The 23,515-nt window shown below is 36.0% G+C and carries 23 protein-coding genes; 20 read left to right on the top strand and 3 right to left on the bottom strand.

Translation table 11 applies throughout. The features are described 5' to 3' along the window. Positions 1 to 439: 439 nt before the first annotated feature. On the bottom strand, positions 440 to 1,579 hold the full coding sequence (gene dnaN, locus LT143_RS15635) for a DNA polymerase III subunit beta (protein WP_246944322.1): 1,140 nt from the start codon (positions 1,577 to 1,579) through the stop codon (positions 440 to 442). Between the two features lie 193 nt (positions 1,580 to 1,772). Further along, positions 1,773 to 3,122 (bottom strand): chromosomal replication initiator protein DnaA, encoded by a 1,350-nt coding sequence (dnaA, locus tag LT143_RS15630; RefSeq protein WP_246944320.1) that lies wholly within the window; start codon positions 3,120 to 3,122, stop codon positions 1,773 to 1,775. 811 nt (positions 3,123 to 3,933) lie between these two features. Here dnaA and rpmH point away from each other — a divergent pair. From rpmH to LT143_RS15575, 11 genes are all read left to right on the top strand, one after another. Further along, a complete protein-coding gene (gene rpmH / locus LT143_RS15625) occupies positions 3,934 to 4,068 on the top strand; it encodes a 50S ribosomal protein L34 (RefSeq protein WP_246944318.1) in 135 nt (44 codons plus the stop codon). A 148-nt stretch (positions 4,069 to 4,216) separates the two neighbouring features. Then, the gene (rnpA, locus tag LT143_RS15620; protein WP_246944317.1) at positions 4,217 to 4,564 is read left to right on the top strand and encodes a ribonuclease P protein component; all 348 of its coding nucleotides are present in this window, start codon (positions 4,217 to 4,219) and stop codon (positions 4,562 to 4,564) included. 310 nt (positions 4,565 to 4,874) lie between these two features. Next, positions 4,875 to 5,651 carry a YidC family membrane integrase SpoIIIJ gene (gene spoIIIJ, locus LT143_RS15615; RefSeq protein WP_246944315.1) on the top strand — a complete coding sequence of 259 codons (777 nt, stop codon included), beginning with the start codon at positions 4,875 to 4,877 and terminating at the stop codon, positions 5,649 to 5,651. Continuing rightward, positions 5,648 to 6,271, top strand: coding sequence for an RNA-binding cell elongation regulator Jag/EloR (gene jag, locus LT143_RS15610; RefSeq protein WP_246944314.1), 624 nt, complete (start codon positions 5,648 to 5,650; stop codon positions 6,269 to 6,271). The genes spoIIIJ and jag overlap by 4 nt, the downstream gene beginning before the upstream one ends. Before the next feature lie 420 nt (positions 6,272 to 6,691). After that, positions 6,692 to 8,068, top strand: a complete 1,377-nt coding sequence (gene mnmE / locus LT143_RS15605; RefSeq protein WP_246944313.1) for a tRNA uridine-5-carboxymethylaminomethyl(34) synthesis GTPase MnmE — start codon at positions 6,692 to 6,694, stop codon at positions 8,066 to 8,068. Positions 8,069 to 8,092: 24 nt separating this feature from the next. Further along, positions 8,093 to 9,985: a tRNA uridine-5-carboxymethylaminomethyl(34) synthesis enzyme MnmG gene (gene mnmG, locus LT143_RS15600; protein WP_246944311.1), complete on the top strand. Its 1,893-nt coding sequence runs from the start codon at positions 8,093 to 8,095 to the stop codon at positions 9,983 to 9,985. Between the two features lie 205 nt (positions 9,986 to 10,190). Then, positions 10,191 to 10,910, top strand: coding sequence for a 16S rRNA (guanine(527)-N(7))-methyltransferase RsmG (gene rsmG / locus LT143_RS15595; RefSeq protein WP_246944347.1), 720 nt, complete (start codon positions 10,191 to 10,193; stop codon positions 10,908 to 10,910). Positions 10,911 to 11,015: 105 nt separating this feature from the next. Next, positions 11,016 to 11,864, top strand: a complete 849-nt coding sequence (noc, locus tag LT143_RS15590) for a nucleoid occlusion protein (protein WP_246944309.1) — start codon at positions 11,016 to 11,018, stop codon at positions 11,862 to 11,864. A gap of 401 nt (positions 11,865 to 12,265) precedes the next feature. After that, the gene (locus LT143_RS15585; RefSeq protein ID WP_246944307.1) at positions 12,266 to 13,027 is read left to right on the top strand and encodes a ParA family protein; all 762 of its coding nucleotides are present in this window, start codon (positions 12,266 to 12,268) and stop codon (positions 13,025 to 13,027) included. After that, a complete protein-coding gene (locus LT143_RS15580) occupies positions 13,020 to 13,868 on the top strand; it encodes a ParB/RepB/Spo0J family partition protein (RefSeq protein WP_246944305.1) in 849 nt (282 codons plus the stop codon). The genes LT143_RS15585 and LT143_RS15580 overlap by 8 nt, the downstream gene beginning before the upstream one ends. Before the next feature lie 222 nt (positions 13,869 to 14,090). After that, on the top strand, positions 14,091 to 14,792 hold the full coding sequence (locus LT143_RS15575; RefSeq protein ID WP_246944344.1) for a DUF554 domain-containing protein: 702 nt from the start codon (positions 14,091 to 14,093) through the stop codon (positions 14,790 to 14,792). 128 nt (positions 14,793 to 14,920) lie between these two features. Here LT143_RS15575 and yyaC read toward each other — a convergent pair whose 3' ends face one another. Continuing rightward, a complete protein-coding gene (yyaC, locus tag LT143_RS15570; protein ID WP_246944304.1) occupies positions 14,921 to 15,538 on the bottom strand; it encodes a spore protease YyaC in 618 nt (205 codons plus the stop codon). 114 nt (positions 15,539 to 15,652) lie between these two features. Between yyaC and LT143_RS15565 the strand changes: the two genes are divergently transcribed. The 9 genes from LT143_RS15565 to LT143_RS15525 all read left to right on the top strand — a co-directional run bounded on the left by LT143_RS15565 (position 15,653) and on the right by LT143_RS15525 (position 23,515). Beyond that, positions 15,653 to 16,675 carry a YkvI family membrane protein gene (locus tag LT143_RS15565; protein ID WP_246944303.1) on the top strand — a complete coding sequence of 341 codons (1,023 nt, stop codon included), beginning with the start codon at positions 15,653 to 15,655 and terminating at the stop codon, positions 16,673 to 16,675. An 87-nt stretch (positions 16,676 to 16,762) separates the two neighbouring features. Further along, a complete protein-coding gene (locus LT143_RS15560; protein WP_418909840.1) occupies positions 16,763 to 17,659 on the top strand; it encodes a mechanosensitive ion channel family protein in 897 nt (298 codons plus the stop codon). 16 nt (positions 17,660 to 17,675) lie between these two features. Beyond that, entirely contained in the window at positions 17,676 to 17,876 is a 201-nt protein-coding gene (locus LT143_RS15555) for a DUF951 domain-containing protein (RefSeq protein WP_246944302.1), read from the top strand. Between the two features lie 20 nt (positions 17,877 to 17,896). Beyond that, complete coding sequence (locus LT143_RS15550; RefSeq protein WP_246944301.1) at positions 17,897 to 19,894, top strand: molybdopterin-dependent oxidoreductase; 1,998 nt, start codon at positions 17,897 to 17,899, stop codon at positions 19,892 to 19,894. Between the two features lie 207 nt (positions 19,895 to 20,101). Further along, complete coding sequence (gene ychF / locus LT143_RS15545; protein ID WP_246944300.1) at positions 20,102 to 21,202, top strand: redox-regulated ATPase YchF; 1,101 nt, start codon at positions 20,102 to 20,104, stop codon at positions 21,200 to 21,202. A gap of 129 nt (positions 21,203 to 21,331) precedes the next feature. Next, the gene (rpsF, locus tag LT143_RS15540; protein ID WP_246944299.1) at positions 21,332 to 21,622 is read left to right on the top strand and encodes a 30S ribosomal protein S6; all 291 of its coding nucleotides are present in this window, start codon (positions 21,332 to 21,334) and stop codon (positions 21,620 to 21,622) included. A 44-nt stretch (positions 21,623 to 21,666) separates the two neighbouring features. Beyond that, positions 21,667 to 22,179 (top strand): single-stranded DNA-binding protein, encoded by a 513-nt coding sequence (gene ssb, locus LT143_RS15535; protein WP_246944298.1) that lies wholly within the window; start codon positions 21,667 to 21,669, stop codon positions 22,177 to 22,179. Positions 22,180 to 22,222: 43 nt separating this feature from the next. Next, the gene (gene rpsR, locus LT143_RS15530; protein ID WP_246944296.1) at positions 22,223 to 22,462 is read left to right on the top strand and encodes a 30S ribosomal protein S18; all 240 of its coding nucleotides are present in this window, start codon (positions 22,223 to 22,225) and stop codon (positions 22,460 to 22,462) included. A 114-nt stretch (positions 22,463 to 22,576) separates the two neighbouring features. Next, positions 22,577 to 23,515, top strand: coding sequence for a YybS family protein (locus LT143_RS15525; protein WP_246944294.1), 939 nt, complete (start codon positions 22,577 to 22,579; stop codon positions 23,513 to 23,515).

Raw genomic sequence — 23,515 nt, 5'->3', positions numbered from 1 at the left:
CTAAATTTTTCATAACAATAAAAGAAAGCTAAGAGGGAAACAGATCATCATATCCTTCATAGCTTTCTTTTATGGCTCTTTTCTAAAACTTTGTTACTCTCTAATTTACTTTATCTATAGTCAAGCTCACTTTTAAAGATAAATTCCATATTTATCGTTTAGAAAAGAGCAACTATCTAGAGGGAAAGTGGATGACTATAAACTAGTAAGTAAAAATCCTGCTTTTGGGATTTTTACGAAAGTAACAATCTATTTGAAAAGAGCCTTTTTATTAACTGTTTTCTCATGTTGCGTTTCATCTTGCTTTGGTGGTTTGTGTTTTAAATCTATGTTTTTTCACTAAGACACCTACAGTACTATAACAGTTTCAACTAGATTTTATTATTTAATTGCAATTTGCAACCAAATACACAATTCGGTTCTTATCTAACTATAATAATTAATACGTTCTTACTGGAAGAATTAATTGTAATGTTTTATCGTCATTTACTGGCTGGATAAAGAAAGGTCTCATTGCACCAGTAAAACTAATTCTAACTTCAGAGCTATCAATGGCTTTTAAGGCATCCATCATGAATTTTGCACTAAAGGAGATTTTTAACTCTTCTCCTTCTACTTTTTCACTTTGCAGTTCTTCTGTTACTTTTCCGATCTCTGGAGAGTCAGAAGAGATTTCAACTAAACCATTTTCTAATGTACTGAATTTTACAACGTTATTTCTACCTTCCCTTGCTAATAGGGAAGCACGGTCGATAGCTTGTAAAAACTCTTTACCGTTTAAGAAAATATCTGTTTTACTTTCAGTTGGAATTAATCTAGAAGTATCAGGATAATTACCATCTAATAATCTAGAGAAGAATAGGATGTTCTTCATCTTAAATAGAATTTGTTGTTCTGTCATGACAATTTCAACTTTATCAGTTGTATCATCTAGAATTTTGCTAAGTTCATTTAAACTTTTACCAGGTATAACTACATTAGCTGCTGGAATAGAATTAGCTGATTCAATTAATGCCTTACGAAAAGCTAGACGGTGGCTATCTGTCGCAATACATTGTAGTTCATTGTTTTCAATTTTCCAATTAACACCAGTTAAGATGGGTCTTGTTTCAGAAGCAGATACAGCGAAAACAGTTTGTCTTATCATATGTTTCAATAAATCTGCTGGAATTGAAAAGACATTTTCTTCACTTACTTCTGGAAGTTGTGGATATTCATCTGCATCAATACCGTTTAAGTTAAATTCTGCTTTTCCTGAACGAATAACGGTTTGAAATTGGTTAAGTGTTTCGATCTGCACCATGTCTTGAGGTAATTTTTTTACAATTTCACTAAAGAATCTTGCTTGTAGCACAATACTTCCAATTTGTTCTACCTCTACAATTTCATCTCCTGCTTCTTCAACAGGGATAAAAGATTCAATAGAAATATCAGAGTCGCTTCCTGTTAAAGTAACTCCTTCTTCAGTAGCAACCATTTTTATTCCAGTTAGAATCGGAATTGTAGTTCTAGACGAGACTGCTTTCATTACATCCTGAACAGCTTGCACAAGATAATCTTTCTGAATGGAAAATTTCATTTTTAAAGACCTCATTTCGTCATAAATCTAGTTTCATATTCATATAATATATTTTTTAAAAAAATAGTAGTAATAGTAATAGGGCTTGTGGATTTGTGGATAACCGCAATATAAGAAAGGAACACAGCCTATCCACATGTGGACAGACTGTGTGTAAGTATGTTCCTGTTATGCACATTATTAAGAATGATCATTAACTTTTTAAGAGTCCTTGAATATCTTTTAACTGTTTTTGAAGCTGAGAATCAGACTGTAGCAATGTTGAAATCTTTTCATGAGCATGAATAACTGTTGTGTGGTCTCTACCACCAAATTCTTCACCAATTTTAGGTAACGAGAAATCAGTTAGTTCTCTTGATAGATACATTGCAACTTGTCTTGGGAAAGCTACAGACTTCGTTCTCTTTTTAGCTTTAAAGTCTTCAAGTTTTACGTTGTATTGTTGACCAACAACGCGCTGTATATCCAGGATGGTAATGACTTTTGGTTTAGAACTAGGAATAATATCTTTCAATGCTTCTGCTGCTAAATCAGCATTGATATCTTTATTAATTAAAGAAGAATAGGCAACAACGCGGATTAACGCTCCTTCTAATTCACGAATATTAGAATCAATCTGATTCGCAATATAAAGCATGACTTCGTTTGGAATATCTAGACCTTCTGCTTTTGCCTTTTTTCTCAAGATTGCAATCCTTGTTTCTAAATCCGGAGGCGTAATATCCGTAATTAACCCCCACTCGAATCTTGAACGTAAGCGGTCTTCAAGTGTCGGAATTTCTTTTGGTGGTCGATCACTTGAGATGACAATTTGCTTGCTTTCTTCATGAAGTGTATTAAACGTATGGAAAAATTCTTCCTGTGTTTGTTCTTTTCCAGCTAAGAATTGAATATCGTCAATTAAAAGGACATCTACACTTCTATATTTATTTCTGAAATCAACAGCTTTGTTATCACGAATGGAATTAATAAATTCATTCGTAAATTTCTCAGAAGAGAGATAAACAACTTTTGCTGATGGATTATGGTCAATGACATAATGACCAATTGCATGCATTAAGTGGGTTTTCCCTAATCCTACACCTCCATAAATAAAGAGGGGATTGTAGGCTTTTGCAGGTGCTTCTGCTACTGCTAATGATGCAGCGTGGGCAAACCTGTTCCCTGAACCAATAACAAATGTATCAAATGTGTACTTGGGATTGAGCATACTTTGTGGTAGTTCATGTGGTTCATCATCAACCTTTTGCGTGTTCTTTTTGGGAACCACTAAGTCAAAATCTTCTTCCATTTGATTTTGCGGAATGATGAATTTAATTTCGAGTTCAGCTCCAGTAATATCATGTATGGTGTCACCAATAAGGGAAGAGTATCTGGATTCTAACCAATCTCTAGCAAATTCATTTGGAGCGGTGATCACTAAAGTATTATTCTGAAGTGCATGTGCTTTTGTTGATTTTAGCCAAGTTTCAAAACTAGGTTTACTTAATTTTTTTTCAATCTCTTTTAACGCTTTATTCCATAAGTCAGAGATGTTCTCCAAAATATCCCTCCTTCGCTCCAGTATTAAAAGGCATAAGTGCCTACGTATGCACGATGCTAAATTATTCATCAATCCTAGTTGTACAACGTTTGTAGAACCGCGCGTATAATAATGAATAAGTATACATTTCCACAGTCAATGTGAGTAAACATATATATAGTAGAAAATCGGGTTTTCGACATTATTCACTAATTGTGGACAACCTTTTTAACAACCTCTGTATAAACTATCCACATTCTATCCACAAGTTGTGGATATCGTTATATAGCTTGATGATTAATTAAGAGTGAAAACATAAATATAGTAACAAAATAAAATCAGTAATGCAACGGTTTTTTAATACTTATCCACAACCACAACAGCTTGTGGGCTTTTTTTATCCACAACACAAGATACTGTGTAAAACTTGTCGATAAGTGTTGAAAGATGTTTGAAGAGGAGGGTTAAATTATCCACAAGGAGGAAATAATCGTGAAAAGTACAAACTTGGGGGTGTGTGTAAAACAAAAGGGAACGATTTGCTACTGTGAGTGAACGTAGATCTTTATGACATACTAAAAAAGATTATTTTTTGGTTTTTTTAATAGGAAGTTGACATTTATTAGGTTCGTTCTCTATAATGATTAAGACTGTCTTTTTGCTAATTCAAAAAGGTAAATGAGCAATCCCTATTCTATTAGGTTGCTAAATAAGTTAAGATCTAAAAATTGCATGAACTAAGGTCCTTTCATAATAGGGAATTGCCTAGTTTTATAACGTGGTTAAAGAAATTTAACTACAAAAGTCCTAAACTTCAGGAGGTGTCACACTAATGAAACGTACATTCCAACCAAATAAGCGTAAGCGTAGTAAAGTACACGGATTCCGTAGCCGTATGAGCAGCGCAAACGGTAGAAAAGTTCTTGCTCGTCGTCGTCGTAGAGGAAGAAAGGTATTATCAGCTTAAGGCCACTGTCTGAACAGTGGTCTTTTTTTCAAGGTTCTTTTCCTACCAACCAATGATCAATAAAGATTTATACTTTAAGGTATAAAGTGATAAATTTTGAGGTACGATGGCAAAGATATGAACAGTATCCCAAAATGGAGTGTATTTGATGAATAAGCAATATAGAATAAAAAAGAATGAAGATTTTCAAGCTGTTTTCCAAAAAGGTGCTTCAACAGCTAACCGACAGTTTGTGATCTATGTAAAGGATCAGCCTAACCAATCATCGTTTAGAATAGGTCTTTCAGTAAGTAAGAAGATAGGAAATGCAGTCGTACGAAATAGAATAAAAAGACTTATTCGCCAGGTGATGTTTGAATTTAAAGACTCTATTAAAGAAGGTAAGGATCTTGTCATTATTGCTAGAAAACCTACTGCTGATATGGATTATCATGAAGTAAAATCCTCTTTAGAGCATGTATGCAAACGAGCGAAAATTTTGCAAAGAAGACCATAATTCCTTTTGTCATATAAAAAGACTATTCTCGGCTAGACTGTTGCTCAAGTAGAATCCAAAGAACTCATCACTTCATAGAAAATAACCTGGTTTTACTCAGATAATAGCGAAGAAACAGTCTTCGACAAAGTCTTTGCTGAATTTGTCATGTTTTTATTTGCTGATATAAAAGATATTTTTGATTAAAAATGGTACAATATTTTTGGTAAGTAAGCTTTTAAATAGAGAGAGTTAGGAGTCTAAGGACTTCAATATGAATCAGCAATTATACATACAATTGTTTGATAGGTAAAAGGAGGACTAATTAGTAGTGAAAAAGAGGTTAGCAATATTTATAGGCCTGCTCCTGATTTTAGCATCTTTAACAGGCTGTACAGAGGTAAATGTGCCAATCACTGCAGAAAGTGAAGGGATCTGGAATAAGTATTTTGTTTACCCACTATCCTTTTTAATTATTTATTTTGCAGAACTTATGGGAGAAAGCTATGGATTATCTATCGTGGTGGTTACATTACTAATCCGATTTGCCTTACTTCCATTAATGATTAAACAAACAAAAAGCTCAAAAGCGATGCAGGCACTTCAGCCAGAGATGCAAAAGTTAAGAGAGAAGTATAGCTCAAAAGATCAGAAAACACAGCAACAGCTGCAACAAGAAACAATGGCTTTATTCCAAAAGCACGGGGTAAATCCTCTTGCCGGTTGTTTGCCAATCTTGGTACAAATGCCAATCTTAATTGCCTTTTATCATGCCATTATGAGAACAGGTGAGATTTCGACTCATAACTTCCTTTGGTTTGATCTAGGAGATCCAGATCCATACTTTATTCTTCCAATCGTTGCTGGTGTTACGACATTTATTCAGCAGAAGATAATGATGGCAAGTGGAGCTGCTATGCAAAATCCTCAAATGGCTATGATGCTTTGGATTATGCCAATTATGATTGTTGTTTTTGCAGTAACTTTTCCAGCGGCACTATCGCTTTATTGGGTAGTCGGTAATATCTTCATGATTGTACAAACCTTTCTTATTAAAGGTCCTGAGATTAAAGAAGCTGCCGGAAAAGCGGGGGAAGCTAAAAAGTGAAAGAAATAACGGCTACTGGTCATAGTGTTGATGAAGCATTACAAACGGCCCTAGCTCAATTACAAGCAAAAAGAGACGAGGTAGACATCGAGGTAGTAGACGAGGGTAAAAAAGGGTTTCTTGGTTTATTTGGAGCTAGGCTTTCAGTTGTAAAGGTAAAAGTTAAAGTAAATCCAATTAAAGAAGCTAAACAATTTATTGAAAATGTTATTCGTAAGATGGGTATTCAAGTAGAAGTTGTGACAAGTGAGAAGGATCGAGAAGTTACCTTTCAGCTTACAGGAAAAGATATTGCCCTTCTTATAGGAAAAAGAGGTCAAACCTTAAATTCACTTCAGTATCTTGCACAATTAGTATTTAACCGACATACGAATCAATTTACTACCATTATTATTGATGCTGAGAATTATCGTAGTAGAAGAAAAGAGACGTTAGAAGTTTTAGCGGGGCGGTTAGCAGATAAGGCAATTAAAACAGGCAAGGAAGTTTCCCTTGAACCAATGCCTTCCTTCGAAAGAAAAATCATACATGCGACATTAATAAAGAATAAAAAAGTAAAGACATTTTCAACTGGTGAAGAACCTTATCGCCACCTTGTGATCACACCTAAAAAACCTTAATCCATAGTTGGATTAAGGTCTTTTTTTTTGCTCATTTCTCATCATATGTTGCTTTCTTAAACTTCCGATTGACCCGATAGTACAATTTTATGTGCGTTAGAATTGAGCCATCTAGTCAGGAACTGGTTTAGTTTTTACACGCTATAAAGACAATTATATGTAAGTTAAAGTAGTTTTACTTCAAAACTTGACAAGTTAGTGGCAATTTTACGGAGTTAATAGTCAGGTTCCGGCTTTTGTTCTTGTCATTCGACCTGTGGATAAGTTAAAATTGGAATATGGAGAAATGTGTCGGAAAAGTTATCCACAGTGGATAAGATTGATTACGGACCAAATAGGTAATAATAAAAAATAAACAGAGTTGTGGATAAGAATATACATAGATAAGAGTTACTTTAGGAAGAGGTGAAAGATAGAATCATGGACCTAGATACAATAGCAGCCATCTCGACCCCAATGGGGGAAGGAGCCATCGCCATCGTAAGATTGAGCGGGGAAGAAAGCATACCCATTGCGAACAAAATTTTTAAAGGAAAAGCATTAACAGAGGTACCATCACACACAATCCATTATGGACATATTGTTGATCCAAACACTAAAAATGTAGTAGAAGAAGTGATGGTTTCTGTCTTAAGAGGACCAAGGACGTTTACAAGGGAAGATATCGTCGAAATTAACTGCCATGGAGGCTTAGTTTCAGTAAATAGAGTACTGCAGCTCATACTTGAAAATGGTGCAAGATTAGCAGATCCAGGAGAATTTACAAAAAGAGCTTTCTTAAATGGTCGGATTGATTTATCACAAGCTGAAGCGGTTATTGATCTGATTAGAGCTAAAACGGACCGCGCGATGAACGTAGCCTTAGGGCAGATGGAAGGTAGACTTTCACGTTTAATCCAGAAACTTCGTCAGGAACTTTTAGAAACTTTAGCACATGTGGAAGTAAACATTGACTATCCTGAGTATGATGATGTTGAAGAGATGACACATACAGTTCTGATTGAAAAATCAAAGCGAGTTCAAGAAGAAATCTCTCGCTTACTACTAACATCACAACAAGGTAAAATATTACGTGAAGGACTTTCTACTGTTATTGTAGGAAGACCTAATGTAGGAAAGTCCTCTTTGTTGAATAGTCTTGTGCATGAAAATAAGGCAATTGTGACAGATATTCCTGGTACGACAAGGGATGTCATTGAGGAGTTTGTAAATGTTAGAGGAGTACCTCTTCGCCTCCTTGACACAGCGGGTATAAGAGAAACAGAGGATATAGTCGAACGAATCGGTGTAGAAAGGTCAAGGCAGGTCTTAAAAGAGGCTGATTTAATATTGCTTGTCTTAAATTACAACGATGAATTAACGATAGAAGATGAACAGCTATTTGAAGCTGTGTCTGGAATGAATACCATTATTATTATTAATAAAACAGATCTTCCACAGAAAATAAATATGGAACGTGTCAGAGAGTTAGCAAAAGATTCTCCTCTAGTTACGACATCTTTATTAAATGATGTTGGAATTGATCAATTAGAGGAAGCAATTTCTACCTTATTCTTTGCTGGATCCATTGAAGCGCAAGATATGACCTATGTGTCTAACACACGTCATATTGCTTTATTAACACAAGCGAATAAAACAATTCAAGACGCAATAACAGGAATAGAGAGTGGAATGCCGATTGATTTAGTTCAAATAGACCTTACTAGAACGTGGGAGCTATTAGGAGAAATTATCGGTGATGCCGTTCATGAAAGTTTAATTGACCAGTTATTTTCACAGTTCTGTTTAGGGAAATAAAAGGTCTTATTTAGGAGGTTGTTTATGCAACATTATGACGGAGGTCAATATGATGTCATTGTTGTAGGTGCCGGTCATGCAGGATGTGAAGCTGGTTTAGCTTCTGCAAGAATGGGTGCTAAGACGTTAATGATTACAATTAATTTAGATATGGTTGCTTTTATGCCATGTAATCCTTCAGTAGGAGGTCCTGCAAAGGGGATTGTTGTGAGAGAAATTGATGCTCTAGGTGGCGAAATGGGCAAAAATATTGATAAAACTCACATTCAAATGAGAATGTTGAATACAGGAAAAGGACCTGCTGTTCGTGCTTTACGTGCTCAGGCCGATAAATTTGCCTATCAGCATGAAATGAAAAAGACGATAGAAAACCAGCCCAATCTGACTTTATTACAAGGTTTGGTAGAGAAACTTGTAGTAGAGGATGGGGTTTGTAAAGGCGTCATAACAAATACTGGAGCCATCTATCAATCCAAATCTGTTGTTATTACGACAGGAACCTTTTTAAGAGGGGAAATTATCATTGGGGATTTAAAATACTCCAGTGGACCTAACAATCAACAGCCGTCTATATTGCTATCTAAGCATTTAGAAGAACTAGGCTTTGATTTAGTTCGATTTAAAACAGGGACGCCTCCTCGAGTTAATAGTCATTCAATTGATTATTCTAAAACAGAGATACAACCTGGGGATGATGTACCAAGAGCTTTCTCCTATGAGACAACCAATTTTATTACAGACCAAATTCCATGTTGGTTAACTTATACGAGTCCAGAAACTCATCAAATGATTGATGAAAATCTCCATCGCTCTCCTATGTATTCTGGAATGATTAAAGGAACAGGACCTCGTTATTGTCCTTCTATTGAAGATAAAATTGTTCGCTTTAATGATAAACCAAGGCATCAGATTTTCTTAGAACCAGAAGGTAGACACACACAAGAAGTGTATGTGCAGGGTCTTTCAACTAGTTTACCTGAAGATGTTCAGAGAAAGATGCTTTCTACCATTCCAGGTTTAGAAAATGTGCAGATGATGAGAGCGGGTTATGCAATTGAATATGATTCCATTGTCCCGACTCAGCTTTGGCCGACTCTTGAAACGAAAAAAGTAGAGTCTCTATATACGGCAGGGCAAATCAATGGAACATCAGGATATGAAGAAGCTGCAGGACAAGGCTTAATGGCAGGAATTAATGCTGCTGCAAAGGCATTAGGTAAAAAAGAAGTCATCTTAAACCGTTCAGATGCTTATATAGGGGTACTGATTGATGATCTTGTGACAAAAGGAACGAATGAACCATATCGTTTACTGACATCAAGAGCAGAGTATCGACTATTGTTAAGGCATGATAATGCTGATTTAAGACTAACAGAAGTTGGTCACGAGATCGGATTAATTTCTGATGAGCGTTATAGCCGCTTTAATGAGAAAAAAGAAGCGATTCAAAAAGAAAAAGAACGACTTCAACAATTTATTATAAAACCATCGGCAGAAGTTCAACAGATGATAAGAGAAGCCGGCGGTAGTGAATTAAAAGACGGAATTCGTGCTGCGGACTTACTAAAAAGACCTGAAATGACCTATGAGCATATCCGTCTAGTAGCGGGTTCGGAGTCCGAAATCGATGATATTATTGCAGAACAGGTTGAAATCCAGATTAAGTATGAAGGATATATTGATAAATCCTTACAGCAAGTTGATCGAATGAAAAAGATGGAAGATAAAAAAATACCAGAAAACATTGATTATGATGCTATTTCTAGTCTAGCTAATGAAGCTAGACAAAAACTTAAGGAAGTTAGACCCTTATCAGTGGGCCAGGCTTCACGAGTTTCTGGAGTAAACCCAGCAGATATATCTATTCTCCTTATTTATCTAGAACAAGGGAAAATAGCACGAGTATCAAACGAATAGGCTCTTTATTAGCGATCAATACATCATTTTATCGTTTGTAAAAAACTTACTTCAGATAAGTTAGTCGAAATAGCAACAAAGTCTCCCCGCGAAAAGCAAGTGTCTGGAGTGCAATGGAACGACAAGGTATTTACATTTAACTCACTAAGAGCAACAAATAATGAGAAAAGAGCCAATTAATATTACTGCTAGAAAGGACCTTATTATGAATCAAACTGACTTTCTTACAATGCTTGAGGAGAAGGGGATTTCTCTTTCTTCCAAGCAATTGGATCAGTTCCAACTCTACTTTAAGTTACTAGTGGAGTGGAACGAGAAAATGAATTTAACAGCGATTACGGATGAAGAAGAAGTCTACTTAAAGCACTTTTATGATTCTATTTCTGCTGCTTTTTTTGTTGATTTTTCAGGTCCATTATCTATTTGTGATGTAGGCGCAGGAGCGGGCTTTCCGAGTATTCCTATTAAAATCTGTTTTCCACATTTAAAAGTTACGATCGTCGATTCTTTACAGAAGCGAATCACATTTTTAAATGAGCTAGCCAATCAGCTAGAATTAGATCACGTAGAGTTCTACCATGACCGTGCAGAGACGTTTGGACAAAATCCCTTATTCAGAGAAAAGTATGATCTCGTAACAGCAAGAGCAGTTGCGCGACTATCCGTATTAAGTGAACTTTGTCTTCCTTTGGTAAAGCAGGACGGTCTATTTGTAGCAATGAAGGGTGCTTCTGCTAAAGAGGAATTAGAACAAGGTAAAGCTGCTATCAAAGTCCTAGGTGGTATGTTACAGGAGTCTCACCAGTTTAAACTACCAACTGAGGAAAGTGATCGTTCTATCTTTGTCATAAAAAAGAAAGCGAAAACACCTAAGAAGTATCCGAGAAAACCGGGGACGCCTAATAAATTACCTATACAATCTTAATGTCTAATTACCTACAATGTTTCACGTGAAACATTTTTATATAGAAGGAAAGTAACAGATAGCATCGAATATATAAAAGAGGAGTTCCTAAAGGTGGTGTAGAGGATGAAGAGTCCTTTTTCTAAAATTTTTGGTATTGGGGAAAAAGAAGAAGTAATTGAAGTACTAGAGAAATCAGATCATGAAGAAGTTAAAAAACTACCTCTGTCTGCAATTGTACCTAATCAATTTCAACCTCGTACTGTATTTGATGATGAAAAAATTAGTGAGTTAGCTCTAACGATTAGAACCCATGGTATCATTCAACCTATTGTTGTACGTGAGTATAAAGAAGGTAAATATGAAATCATAGCTGGGGAAAGAAGATTCAGAGCTGTAACGAAGCTAGGGTGGGAAACAATTCCTGCAATAGTGAAAGAATTCAATGATGCTGAAACTGCTTCCGTTGCATTAATTGAAAACCTTCAGCGTGAGGAACTAACTGTCATTGAAGAAGCTATTGCCTATTCTAAACTGTTAGAGATTCATAATCTAACACAAGAAGCACTGGCACAAAGACTTGGAAAAGGTCAATCAACTGTCGCAAATAAACTTAGATTATTAAAACTACCTGATGAAGTACAGAACGCCTTATTACAAAAGCAAATAACAGAGAGACACGCAAGAGCACTTATACCTTTAAAAAATCCAGACATCCAAATAAAACTATTAAACGAAATTATAGAACAACAGTACAATGTGAAGCAAACTGAAAATAAGGTTAATAGATTACTAGAGGAAACAGTTGAAAAACCAAAACAAACACGTAAAGCATTTAGTAAAGATATGAGAATTGCTATGAATACCATTCGACAATCCTTAACAATGGTAAAAGATAATGGTGTTGATTTAGACTCTACAGAAGAAGAGTTTGAAGATTTCTATCAAATCACCATTAAAATTCAGAAGAAATAATGAGTGATAGAGTCCTAAGGGGCTCTTTTTTTTGGCTCTTCCCAAGATTCATGAATTTAAAGTACATGACATAGGCTTTGGGGATTCCTTTGTGATTGGACTCATTTAGAGGAGCAAATTAAAGAACTGTGGGAAGAAGAGAAAAGCAAGTGATGTAGTGCAAAGAAAAGATCGGTTACTTATACTAACCCTCATTAAAGGTAACAAAATATGCGTAAAGAGCCTTTTTTCACTAAAATACATTTAAAGACCAATGTAGAAGGCTAATAGATTTTGAAGAATCTATGAGTAATTTGACGGAATTAGTAAAAAAATTTTTAAATAAAACTCACTTTTATAATTTTCATGATAAAATGATATAGTTAATAGATAATTTGTAAGATTTGAAAGTAGGTGACACCGTGGCCAAAATTATATCGATAGCCAACCAAAAGGGTGGAGTTGGAAAAACCACTACTTCGGTAAACTTAGGAGCTTGCTTAGCATACTTAGGTAAGAAAGTACTTCTAGTTGATATAGATCCTCAAGGTAATGCCACTAGTGGAGTAGGAATCGAAAAGGCTGATGTGGATTCCTGTATATATGATGTATTAGTAGAAGATGCAAATGCAAAAGAAGTAGTCAAACCAACGGATGTTGAAAATTTATATATCATTCCAGCTACCATTCAACTAGCAGGAGCTGAAATAGAGCTAGTACCTACCATTTCTAGAGAAGTTAGGTTAAAAAGAGCACTAGAAGCTGTTGAAGCGCATTATGATTATATTATTATCGATTGTCCACCTTCACTTGGTTTACTTACCATCAATTCATTAACTGCTTCTCATTCTGTATTAATCCCTGTTCAATGTGAATATTACGCCTTAGAAGGGCTTAGTCAGTTATTAAACACAGTTCGTTTAGTGCAAAAACACTTGAATACAGATTTAAAAATAGAAGGTGTATTATTAACAATGCTTGATGCTAGGACTAATCTAGGTATTCAGGTTATTGATGAAGTGAAGAAGTACTTCCAGGAAAAAGTATATCAATCTGTCATTCCTCGTAACATACGTCTTAGTGAGGCTCCAAGTCATGGGAAGCCAATTATTATCTATGATCCAAAGTCAAGAGGTGCAGAAGTATATCTAGATCTTGCAAAGGAAGTGATGGCAAATGGCTAAAGGCCTTGGAAAAGGAATTAATGCATTCTTTCCAGATGTCAACCTAAGCAAAGAAGAACGTGTACAAGATGTAAAAATGAAAGAGATTCGCCCTAATCCTTATCAACCACGTAAACACTTCCAAGAAGAAGCTATACAAGAGTTAAAGGATTCCATCATTCAACACGGAATATTACAACCTATTATTGTTCGTAAAACTATTAAAGGCTATGAGATAGTAGTAGGAGAAAGACGTTTCCGTGCTGCTAAAGCTGCTGGATTAGAAAGTATTCCTGTTGTTGTTCGAGAATTGTCGGAACAAGAAATGATGGAGCTGGCTTTACTAGAAAATTTACAGCGTGAAGATTTAACACCGATTGAAGAAGCGCAGGCATACCAACTGTTAATTGAGGAATTAAAAGTTACACAAGAACAATTAGCCAAAAGATTAGGGAAAAGTAGACCGCATATAGCAAACCATATCCGTCTACTATCCTTACCGGAAAATATTCAAATGTTTATCTCAGAAGGTAAGCTCTCAATGGGACATGGACGTGCACTATTAGGTCTTAGAAAGAAGGATAAGCTAAAACCAGTAGTAGAAAAAGTGATTAAAGAACAATTAAACGTCCGTCAACTTGAACACTTAGTTAATCAACTAAATGAAAATGTTTCACGTGAAACATTAAAACCAAAAGTAGAGAAGAATGTATTTATTAAAGAACATGAAACTATTTTAAGAGAAAAGTTTGGTACATCTGTTTCTATTAAGCAAACGAAGAAAAAGGGTAAAATTGAAATTGAGTTTTTCTCACCTGAAGACTTAAATAGAATATTAGAATTGCTGGATGCTGTTGAATAATTAACTGCTCTATAACCACTAGTATATGTGGTTATTTTTTTAATGGCTATATTCTTTAAAAGCTCTAATATTTCAGCTGCTGATCGGCACTGCCCTATGTATAGACTCCTAGAAAAAGGAGTTGCAAATCCCATAATTAGAAAACTAATTTAGCATACTACCCCAAATAGTGGTGGGACGTGATGATGCACCTCTACAGTTAGGTTGATAAAGGAGAAAACGATGGTATTATTAGGCACAATCGTCAATGGAATCTGCATTATTCTAGGTACTTTTATTGGTAGCTTCCTGACAAAGATACCTGACAAGGTAAAACATACGGTCATGCAAGGAATCGGTTTATCTGTATCATTATTAGGAATACAAATGGGTTTGAAAAGTGAACAATTTTTAATTGTTATCATTAGTTTAGTTACTGGAGCCGTTATTGGTGAGTATTTTGACTTAGACCAAAAGCTTGAAAACATAGGAAAGTGGATCGAAAAAAAGATTGGCAAAAAAGCAAAAGGTGATATAGCGAAAGGATTTGTTACGGCAACGCTCATATTTGTCATTGGTGCTTTAGCTATCATTGGTTCACTTGATAGCGGTTTGAGACAGGATCATCGAATCCTTTATACGAAATCGTTAATAGATGGATTTACAAGTATAATTTTGACAACAACGTTTGGGGTAGGGGTTTTATTCTCTGCAATCCCGGTCATGCTGTACCAAGGTTCTATTGCTTTATTTGCAAATCAAATAGAGCACTTTATACCAACAGAGTTAATGGATTCTTTTATTGTAGAGATGACGTCAACAGGTGGGTTAATGATCTTGGCAATAGGATTAAATATACTTAATATCACTAAAATTAGAGTAGCCAACCTATTACCTAGTATCCTTGTTGTTGCATTAATTGTTTCGGTAATACATTATATCTAACGTTCATTGCGAAGACTGACTAAGAGTAACAAAGAATAATGAAGGTGAGATACCAACCTACAACTCTTCTTCCGAAACATGGAGGAAGAAGCGTTGTAGGTTGGTATCTTTTTTAGCTATTTAATATATTAAATGGGTCTTAGTTGTTCCGCATTTGCTTTACTCATAACTAATTTTCTCTTGTAAAGGAGACTTGCCTCAAAGATTCCGTCAGAGATGATGCTAGCCATCTTCATTACAAGATTTAATCGAGTATTTTGGAGAACAAAAAATTCCATGAAGCCACTAACGTTTACAATCCCTGTTATATGCATGTCTCCAACCGGTGGTAACTCCTTTTTCACACCAGCACCTGGCTTCACTGGACCATCCCCAACTTGAATCATCCCTACACTTTTTAATCTGCCTAAACAAGCATCTATTCCAATAATAAATGGGTAGTGTAAATCACTATTTATCAGCTTTAATTGATCTTCTAAATTAACAGCATGAATGGGGTCATCTAGCGTTCCGTACACATGAAATAACGGTGAACCTTTTTCTTCTAATTTAGTGCCAATTAGGGGGCCTAATGCATCTCCAGTAGACCGATCGGTTCCGATACAGACAATTGCAATGGGCTTGTTTAAATGAGTGGGTAAAATACTAACAATCTCTTTTGCGATCTTAGTGGAGGCTCCTTCTTCATCAAAAATAATCTTAGCTTCTCCACCTTTCTTTTCAAAAAAGTTAGGTCTTAGATTCATAGATTCCACTCCTTAATAATAGTAGTAACAGTATACGGAAAAACTTTTCATTCTATACATAGTGATTTGATTTTCTCTAAATTAACGAGGAATTACTGAAGGAGGCAGATAGGGTTGTGGAAGAATGGATTTAAATGGATGTATCTAATCTTAGGAACGATGATCGGGGCAGGTTATGCATCAGGAAGGGAGTTGTGGCAGTTTTTCGGGCCAGAGAGTGGACTTGCCATTCTGTTATTTACAATCTTATTTTCTATATGTACTTACGTAGTGATGAATATTAGCTACGAACAAAAGTCTGAGCATTTCTTACCAGTTTTACATAAGTTGATTGGTAATAAGCTTTCAAATGTTTATGATATGATTATTATTTTTTACTTATTTACAACAACAATGGTGATGTTAGCAGGTGGAGGCGCTGCTATTGAAATGTTTCATATTCCATATTGGATTGGCATTTTCATTTTTTCATGTCTTTTAATCACTCTATTTATTTGGAATATTAAAGGAATGACTTCACTGAATTCTGTTATTATTCCTTTACTCATTGTGGGGTTAATTGGAACAATTATTACATTTATGATGAAAAACCAAGAGAGTCTCAAACCAGAGCTATGGACAAACCAGTCTAATTGGCCCTCAGCGTTTACTTTCACGGCATTGAATGTTATTGCCTTAATAGCAGTAGTCGGGGCAATTGGAAAGGAAATAAAGCATAAGGGTGAATCTCTTATTGCAAGTATTGGCAGTGCAGTTATTTTAGGAGGAATTGCTTACTTTTATAATGAATCATTGTTGCAAGTGAGTCAGGAAATTGTGTTATATGAAATTCCCTTATTTGCAATCTTAAAGGATTATCCTTATAGTATGATTATTTTTATGACGGTCCTTTTATGGACAGCCATATTTACAACGGCTGCTTCAGGTATATTTGGTTTGACCTCAAGATTTCGCCAATATAGTAATTGGCCAACGTGGGTTCTGGCAACCGTTATTGTTGTTATTATGATTCCATTAACAAAGTTTGGTTTCTCTACCTTAGTTGCTGTATTATATCCGTTGTATGGACTCATTAACCTCTATTTGGTAGCTGCTATTTTAGTGTATCCTATTGCAAATTACTATAAATGGGAATAAGTTATTTGATATGATAAGAATGGGTACTAGCAATGCAACAAAGTCCTAGTAAATAGCCTTAGTGATTGATTAGAAAGGAATAAGACGATGAAAATGGTAACAGATGCTTATCAATCTTTTATTACGTACATGACGGATAAGGAGATTTGGATTGATCTTGGTCAGGGATTCTTGAAGATTTTATTAATCTTCTTTATTGCTGGAATTCTTATTAGACTTGGTAAGTTGGCCCTACAAAATGTGTTTAAGATTCGCACAAAGAGCCCCTTACGTGTTTCCGAAAGAAGAGAAGCCACACTGACTAGACTTTTAGACAATATTTTGACATATGTAATTTATTTCATTGCCTTTATAATGGTATTAGAGGTTTTTACAATCGATGTAACAGCCTTATTAGCAGGTGCCGGTGTTGCAGGACTAGCAATAGGTTTTGGGGCACAAAACCTTGTGAGAGACGTTATAACAGGTTTTTTTATCATTTTTGAAGATCAATTCTCGGTGGGGGATTATATTCGAACGGGTACCTTTGAGGGAACAGTCGAAGAAATCGGCTTGAGAATTACGAAAATAAAAAGTTTTACTGGTGAGATTCATATTTTACCAAATGGAAGCATTCAAGATGTTACTAATTTCTCCATTTCTAATAGTGTGGCAATTGTTGATATCAGTATTGCCTATGAAGGTGATATCAGTAAGGCAGAGAATGTTATTCAAGATTTATTACAAGAACTACCTGAAAGGTATGAGGACATGGTAGATGTTCCTCAACTATTAGGCGTTCAAATGCTCGGAGCCTCAGATGTTGTGTTACGAGTCACGTCAGAGGTAAAGCCAATGCGACATTTTGCCATCTCAAGAGCATTACGGAAAGAAATAAAAATTAGATTAGATAATCATGGAATTGAAATTCCATTTCCACGTGTTGTTATGTATAACCGGAATGATGAAGTTGACACCAATGAAAAACTAGAACAAAAGGGGTAAGAAGGGAGAGGCACAATTGGAAACAAAAGAATTTGGTATAAATGACATTGTAGAAATGAAGAAACAACATCCATGTGGAGAAAACCGATGGAAAATTATTCGTTTAGGGATGGATATTCGAATTAAATGTGAAGGCTGTCATCATAGTGTGTTAATCCCGAGAAGAGAATTTGCAAGAAAGATGAAGAAAGTTCTAGTGAAGTTCGAGGGTGAATGAGGAGTTAAGGAGAGGTACGTATGGGGAATATCGTAAAGTCAGCCTGCCCTCTAAATTGTTGGGATAGCTGCGGGTTTAACGTAACAATTGAAGATGGAAACATAAAAAGAGTAGAGGGCGACCCTCATCATCCAATCACAAAGGGGAAAATTTGTGGACGTGGAAGAATGCTTGAGGCACGGACAAATAGTGATCAGAGGATCACACATCCTCTTAAAAAAGTAGATGGCGAATTTCACCCTATATCGTGGAAACAGGCATTAGATGAAATAGCTGAAAAACTAAGCGAAATAAAAAAAGCCTATGGACCTACTGCTGTTTTTCATAGTCATGATTATGCAAATAGTGGGCTACTAGTAAACCTTGATAAACGCTTTTTTAATAACTACGGTGGAGTTACGGAAGTAATAGGAAGTTTGTGCTGGGGATCAGGGATAGAGGCTCAAAAATGGGACTTTGGTGATTCCTATAGCCATGCGCCTGAAGACATCTTTAACAGTAAACACATTGTTATTTGGGGAAGAAATGTAGCTAGAACCAATATGCATCTATACGAATATCTTCAAAAAGCAAAAGCAGCAGGTGCTACATTAACAGTTATAGATCCAATTTATAACGCGACGGCTAAAATAGCCGATCGATACATTTCCGTTAAACCAGGTATGGATTCCTTTTTGGCATTAGGTATTATGAAAGAAATTCTTCGTTTACAGCTTGAAGACCGTTTATTTATTAAGAACTATTCAGTTGGTTTTGAGGACGTAGAAGACTTATTAGCAAGCATATCTCTAGAAGAGCTTTCACAGTTTGCTGAAGTACCTATCGAGGTTTTTACAGACCTTGCAAAAATCTATGGAAATGGCCCAACAATGACCTATCTAGGTCTAGGTATGCAGCGTTATGAAAACGGTGGAAACACGATCCGTACTATTGATGCCCTCATTGCTATGAGTGGAAATGTGGGGGTCCCTGGTGGTGGAGCCAATTATGGTAATCTACAAGTTGGCCAAAGCTTTAATATAGAATCATTGACCATGCCACATAGAAGGCAAGAGAGTCGTCAATTTACGATGATGAAGCAAGCAGAGGAAGTCTTAAAAGCTAATGAACCACCAATAAAAATGATCGTCGTCACTTGTGGAAATCCACTGACTCAAGTACCCGATACGAATTTGGTAAAACAAGCATTCGAGTCAGTTGAAACAGTCGTAGTATTAGAACAATATATGACAGATACAGCTGCTGTAGCCGACTATATCTTGCCTGTAAAAACATCCTTTGAAGTTGAAGATATTTATTATGCGTCTATGTATCATGGATATATGAATTACAGTGCTGCACTCGTGGAAGCACCAGGTGAGGCACAATCTGATTTATGGATATGGACGGAGTTATCAAAAAGGTTAGGGTTTGGAGAAGTCTTTGACTTTACAAGAGAAGAATTTTTAGAAATGGGTCTAGCTGATTTAAACGTACATGGCATTTCCCTTTCTAAACTTAAACAAGAACACCACCTTCTGTTACCTGTTAAAAAGGTACCTTGGGAAGATAAGGTGTTTAAGACACCAAGTGGAAAGTATGAGTTTACTGCATCAAGATTAGATCAAGAAGGCAAGATTTCCTTGTCTTATCCAAGGGAGTCTTCTGTCAATAATCCTGTGTTAGTAGAGAAATATCCATATACTCTATTATCTTTACATCCCATGAGGTCAAATCATTCTCAACATTATCACTTGATAGCTGGTTTACAGCAAAATCGGGTTGAAGTATCTGAGGATGTTGCACTTGAGAAAAATCTTAGTGAAAATGATAGAGTACGAGTGTATAATGATCGTGGTCAAGTCATTGGACATGTGAAGATTATGAAAAGAGCTCATCCTAAAACGATTAATATCGATGAAGGAAATTGGAGTCAATTTGGTGGAACGGTCAACCTACTTACCTCAAATGAGCCATCTGATAATGGATTGGGAAGTATATTGTATGATTGCTTAGTTAATATTGAAAAATGGTCATGATGCCTTCTGGTGTCATGACTTTTTTATGCTCTAAACCCTCGTATAAAGCTTGTCTTTTTGAGTGCTTGTATCTATAATTGGGAAAGGTTAATGTGTTTACGGAGAGTTTTTCGCAAACTTATGATAGAAAGATTTTATACAAATAGTGAAATGGGCTCATATCGTAGATAATTTAGATAGAGCCTTATGGAAAGAGGAGTGAAGAAAATGGCATTAACAGCTGGGATCGTCGGTTTACCTAACGTAGGTAAGTCCACATTATTTAATGCGATTACACAAGCAGGTGCAGAATCAGCAAACTATCCATTTTGTACAATCGACCCTAATGTCGGAATTGTAGAAGTACCGGATGAGCGTTTAAATAAATTAACAGAGTTAGTAAAGCCGAAGAAAACAGTACCTACTACATTTGAATTTACAGATATTGCAGGTATTGTGAAAGGTGCTAGTAAGGGTGAAGGTTTAGGAAATAAGTTTCTTTCTCATATTCGTCAAGTAGATGCAATTTGTCAGGTTGTACGTTGTTTTGAAGATGAAAACATCACTCACGTGTCGGGGAAAGTTGACCCAATTGATGATATTGAAGTCATAAATTTAGAGCTTATTTTAGCAGATTTAGAATCTGTAGAAAAAAGAATTGATCGAGTGGCTAAGCTTGCTAAAACGAAAGACAAAGATGCAGTAGTTGAACATGAAATTTTGGTCATGCTGAAGGAAGCTTTTGAAAACGATAAACCAGCACGTACAGTAGAGTTTACGGATGAGCAATTAAAGGTAGTAAAAGGATTACATTTACTAACGATTAAGCCGATTCTTTATGTAGCAAATGTAGGGGAAGACGATGTCGTTGATCCATCAGAAAATCCTTATGTTCAAAGAGTACGTGAATATGCAGCAGAAGACAATGCAGAAGTGATTGTAGTTTGTGCAAAGATTGAGGAAGAAATTGCTGAATTAGATAAAGAAGAGAAAAAAGCATTTCTTGAAGAGCTAGGAATTGAAGAGTCTGGATTAGATCAATTAATCCGAGCGTCCTATCATTTATTAGGTTTAGCTACTTATTTTACTGCAGGTGAACAAGAGGTACGTGCTTGGACATTTAGAAAAGGTATGAAAGCTCCACAATGTGCGGGGATTATCCATACAGACTTCGAACGTGGGTTTATCCGTGCAGAGACGGTTTCTTATGACGACCTGTTAGCAGCTAAGACAATGGTAGCAGCAAGAGAAGCTGGAAAAGTCCGTCTAGAAGGAAAAGAATACATTGTAAAAGACGGAGACGTTATTCATTTTAGATTTAATGTATAGATTGCAAAAAGAGCCTTTGATAATAAGTTGCAGAGGGCAATTGACTCTGTTATAATATAAACTTGTGAGTGATTATATATTGCTCCTTGCCCTTAACCGGGCCGTTTAGTCCAAAAGGAGGTGACAGAAATGAGAAAGTACGAAGTTATGTACATCATTCGTCCAAACATTGAGGAAGAAGCTCAAAAAGCGTTAGTTGAACGTTTCAACGGCATTTTAACTGATAATGGTGCTGAGATTACAACTGCTAAAGCATGGGGGAAGCGTCGTCTTGCATATGAAATCAACGATTTCCGTGATGGCCACTACATGCTAGTAAATGTAAATGCTCCAGCAACAGCAGTTCAAGAGTTCGATCGTCTAGCTAAGATCAGCGAAGACATCATCCGTCATATTGTTGTAAACACAGAAGATAAATAATAAATAGATTTGAATCGTTGTATTCTTAAGGGAGTTGGGTAGTTATGATGAACCGCGTTGTACTTGTTGGACGTTTAACGAAAGATCCAGATTTGCGTTATACACCAAGTGGTGTGGCTGTTGCAACGTTTACATTAGCTGTAAACCGCACATACACAAATCAACAAGGAGAGCGCGAGGCTGATTTTATCAACTGTGTAATCTGGAGACGTCCTGCTGAAAACGTTGCTAACTTCTTGAAAAAAGGAAGCTTAGCGGGTGTAGACGGAAGGCTTCAAACAAGAAGCTATGAAGGTCAAGACGGCAAACGTGTCTATGTTACAGAGGTTGTTGCAGAAAGCGTACAATTCTTAGAGCCAAGAAGTGGTGGAAACCAAAGTGGTGGAGGCTATGGTGGTGGACAAGAAGATTATTCTTTTGGACAAGGACAAGGTCAAGGTCAGCGTAATCAGAACCAAAATACTCAGCGCAACCAAGGATATACTCGTGTTGATGAAGATCCGTTTGCTAATAATGGCGAACCGATTGATATATCAGACGATGATTTACCATTCTAAATAGACCGGACTTAAAAATATAAGTAGAAGGGAGGAATTTATCATGGCTGGACAACGTAGAGGTGGACGTGCTAAGCGTCGTAAAGTTTGTTTCTTCACTGCAAACGGGATTACAAACATCGATTACAAAGATGTAGATTTACTAAAGCGTTTTGTATCTGAGCGTGGTAAGATTTTACCTCGTCGTGTAACAGGTACAAGTGCAAAGTACCAACGTAAGTTAACAGTTGCAATTAAGCGTGCTCGTCAAATGGCATTGCTTCCATATGTATCTGGTGAATAAATAAGAGCAGCAGCAGGGAAACCTTGCTGCTTTTTTATTTCTTGCTAAGAACAAGTATATGTTATAATAGCAAAAAGTATTTACTGTACATAAACCTTGAAATGAGGTGAAAGATTGGGAAAAACGAAGGCATTAACGGAAGGTGCAATCATGCTTGCACTATACATGGTTTTATTTCTGGTCACACTCTATGTTCCGTTAATTGGTTCACTTACATTATTTGCTCTAGCTTTACCATTTGTCGTCTTTTCGAGTAGAAGGGGCTGGAAAAGTAGCCTTGTCTTATTTGGAGCATCGGTTATTTTAACGTTGTTATTTGGTTCGATTATAGCGGTACCAATAACATTTCTTTATGGTTTAAGTGGAATTGTGATTGGTTATTTATTTAAACTTAATCGGTCGAAATTGGAAGTACTCTCTGGGGGAAGTATTGCCTACATTATCAACCTCCTCGTGATCTATATTATTACAACAGCAGTATTTCAAATTAATCCGATAGAAGAGGCACAAAAGGCTGTTGATCAATCCATAAATATGTCCAGGGAAATGATGGAAGCGTTAGGTCAGTCCATTAACGAAGAACAAATTAATCTGTTTGCTGAGACATTCGAGCTAGTCCCACTATTAATGCCTACTGCTATTGTATTTGTGGGTGTATTTTTAGCGTTTATTACACAAATTATCTCGACAAGAATACTTAAAAGACTGGGACTTAAGGTTGAGAAATGGCCACCGTTTCGTTCTATTCAGTTACCAAAGAGCTTAATATGGTACTACTTAGTAACAATGATTGCCATGATGTTCCCTATGGAACAAGATTCCATGTTCTTTTTAGCTATTTTTAATTTATTTCATATTTTACAGTTATTAATGATTCTACAAGGATTCTCTTTTATCTTTTATTTTTGTTATCATAAAAACGTTTCAAAAGGAATACCCATTACCATCTTAATTCTTTCCTTCTTACTTCCGCCTTTACTTTATATCGTAAGGATCATCGGAATCATTGATTTAGGTTTTAATTTACGAGCTAGAGTAGAGAGTAAGAAATAA

Origin of the sequence: Bacillus pinisoli (assembly GCF_023036475.1) — a bacterium.
GTDB lineage: Bacteria > Bacillota > Bacilli > Bacillales > SA4 > Bacillus_BS > Bacillus_BS pinisoli.
This window is presented reverse-complemented; position numbering and strand designations above follow the sequence as displayed.

Coding starts and splice junctions, on each gene's coding strand:
- ychF (WP_246944300.1), top strand. CDS start 20,102: ATGGCATTAACAGCTGGGATCGTCGGTTTACCTAACGTAGGTAAGTCC.
- rnpA (WP_246944317.1), top strand. CDS start 4,217: ATGAATAAGCAATATAGAATAAAAAAGAATGAAGATTTTCAAGCTGTT.
- mnmE (WP_246944313.1), top strand. CDS start 6,692: ATGGACCTAGATACAATAGCAGCCATCTCGACCCCAATGGGGGAAGGA.
- LT143_RS15580 (WP_246944305.1), top strand. CDS start 13,020: ATGGCTAAAGGCCTTGGAAAAGGAATTAATGCATTCTTTCCAGATGTC.
- dnaN (WP_246944322.1), bottom strand. CDS start 1,579: ATGAAATTTTCCATTCAGAAAGATTATCTTGTGCAAGCTGTTCAGGAT.
- noc (WP_246944309.1), top strand. CDS start 11,016: ATGAAGAGTCCTTTTTCTAAAATTTTTGGTATTGGGGAAAAAGAAGAA.
- rpsR (WP_246944296.1), top strand. CDS start 22,223: ATGGCTGGACAACGTAGAGGTGGACGTGCTAAGCGTCGTAAAGTTTGT.
- yyaC (WP_246944304.1), bottom strand. CDS start 15,538: ATGAATCTAAGACCTAACTTTTTTGAAAAGAAAGGTGGAGAAGCTAAG.
- mnmG (WP_246944311.1), top strand. CDS start 8,093: ATGCAACATTATGACGGAGGTCAATATGATGTCATTGTTGTAGGTGCC.
- LT143_RS15550 (WP_246944301.1), top strand. CDS start 17,897: ATGGGGAATATCGTAAAGTCAGCCTGCCCTCTAAATTGTTGGGATAGC.
- rpsF (WP_246944299.1), top strand. CDS start 21,332: ATGAGAAAGTACGAAGTTATGTACATCATTCGTCCAAACATTGAGGAA.
- rsmG (WP_246944347.1), top strand. CDS start 10,191: ATGAATCAAACTGACTTTCTTACAATGCTTGAGGAGAAGGGGATTTCT.
- rpmH (WP_246944318.1), top strand. CDS start 3,934: ATGAAACGTACATTCCAACCAAATAAGCGTAAGCGTAGTAAAGTACAC.
- LT143_RS15575 (WP_246944344.1), top strand. CDS start 14,091: ATGGTATTATTAGGCACAATCGTCAATGGAATCTGCATTATTCTAGGT.
- LT143_RS15560 (WP_418909840.1), top strand. CDS start 16,763: ATGAAAATGGTAACAGATGCTTATCAATCTTTTATTACGTACATGACG.
- ssb (WP_246944298.1), top strand. CDS start 21,667: ATGATGAACCGCGTTGTACTTGTTGGACGTTTAACGAAAGATCCAGAT.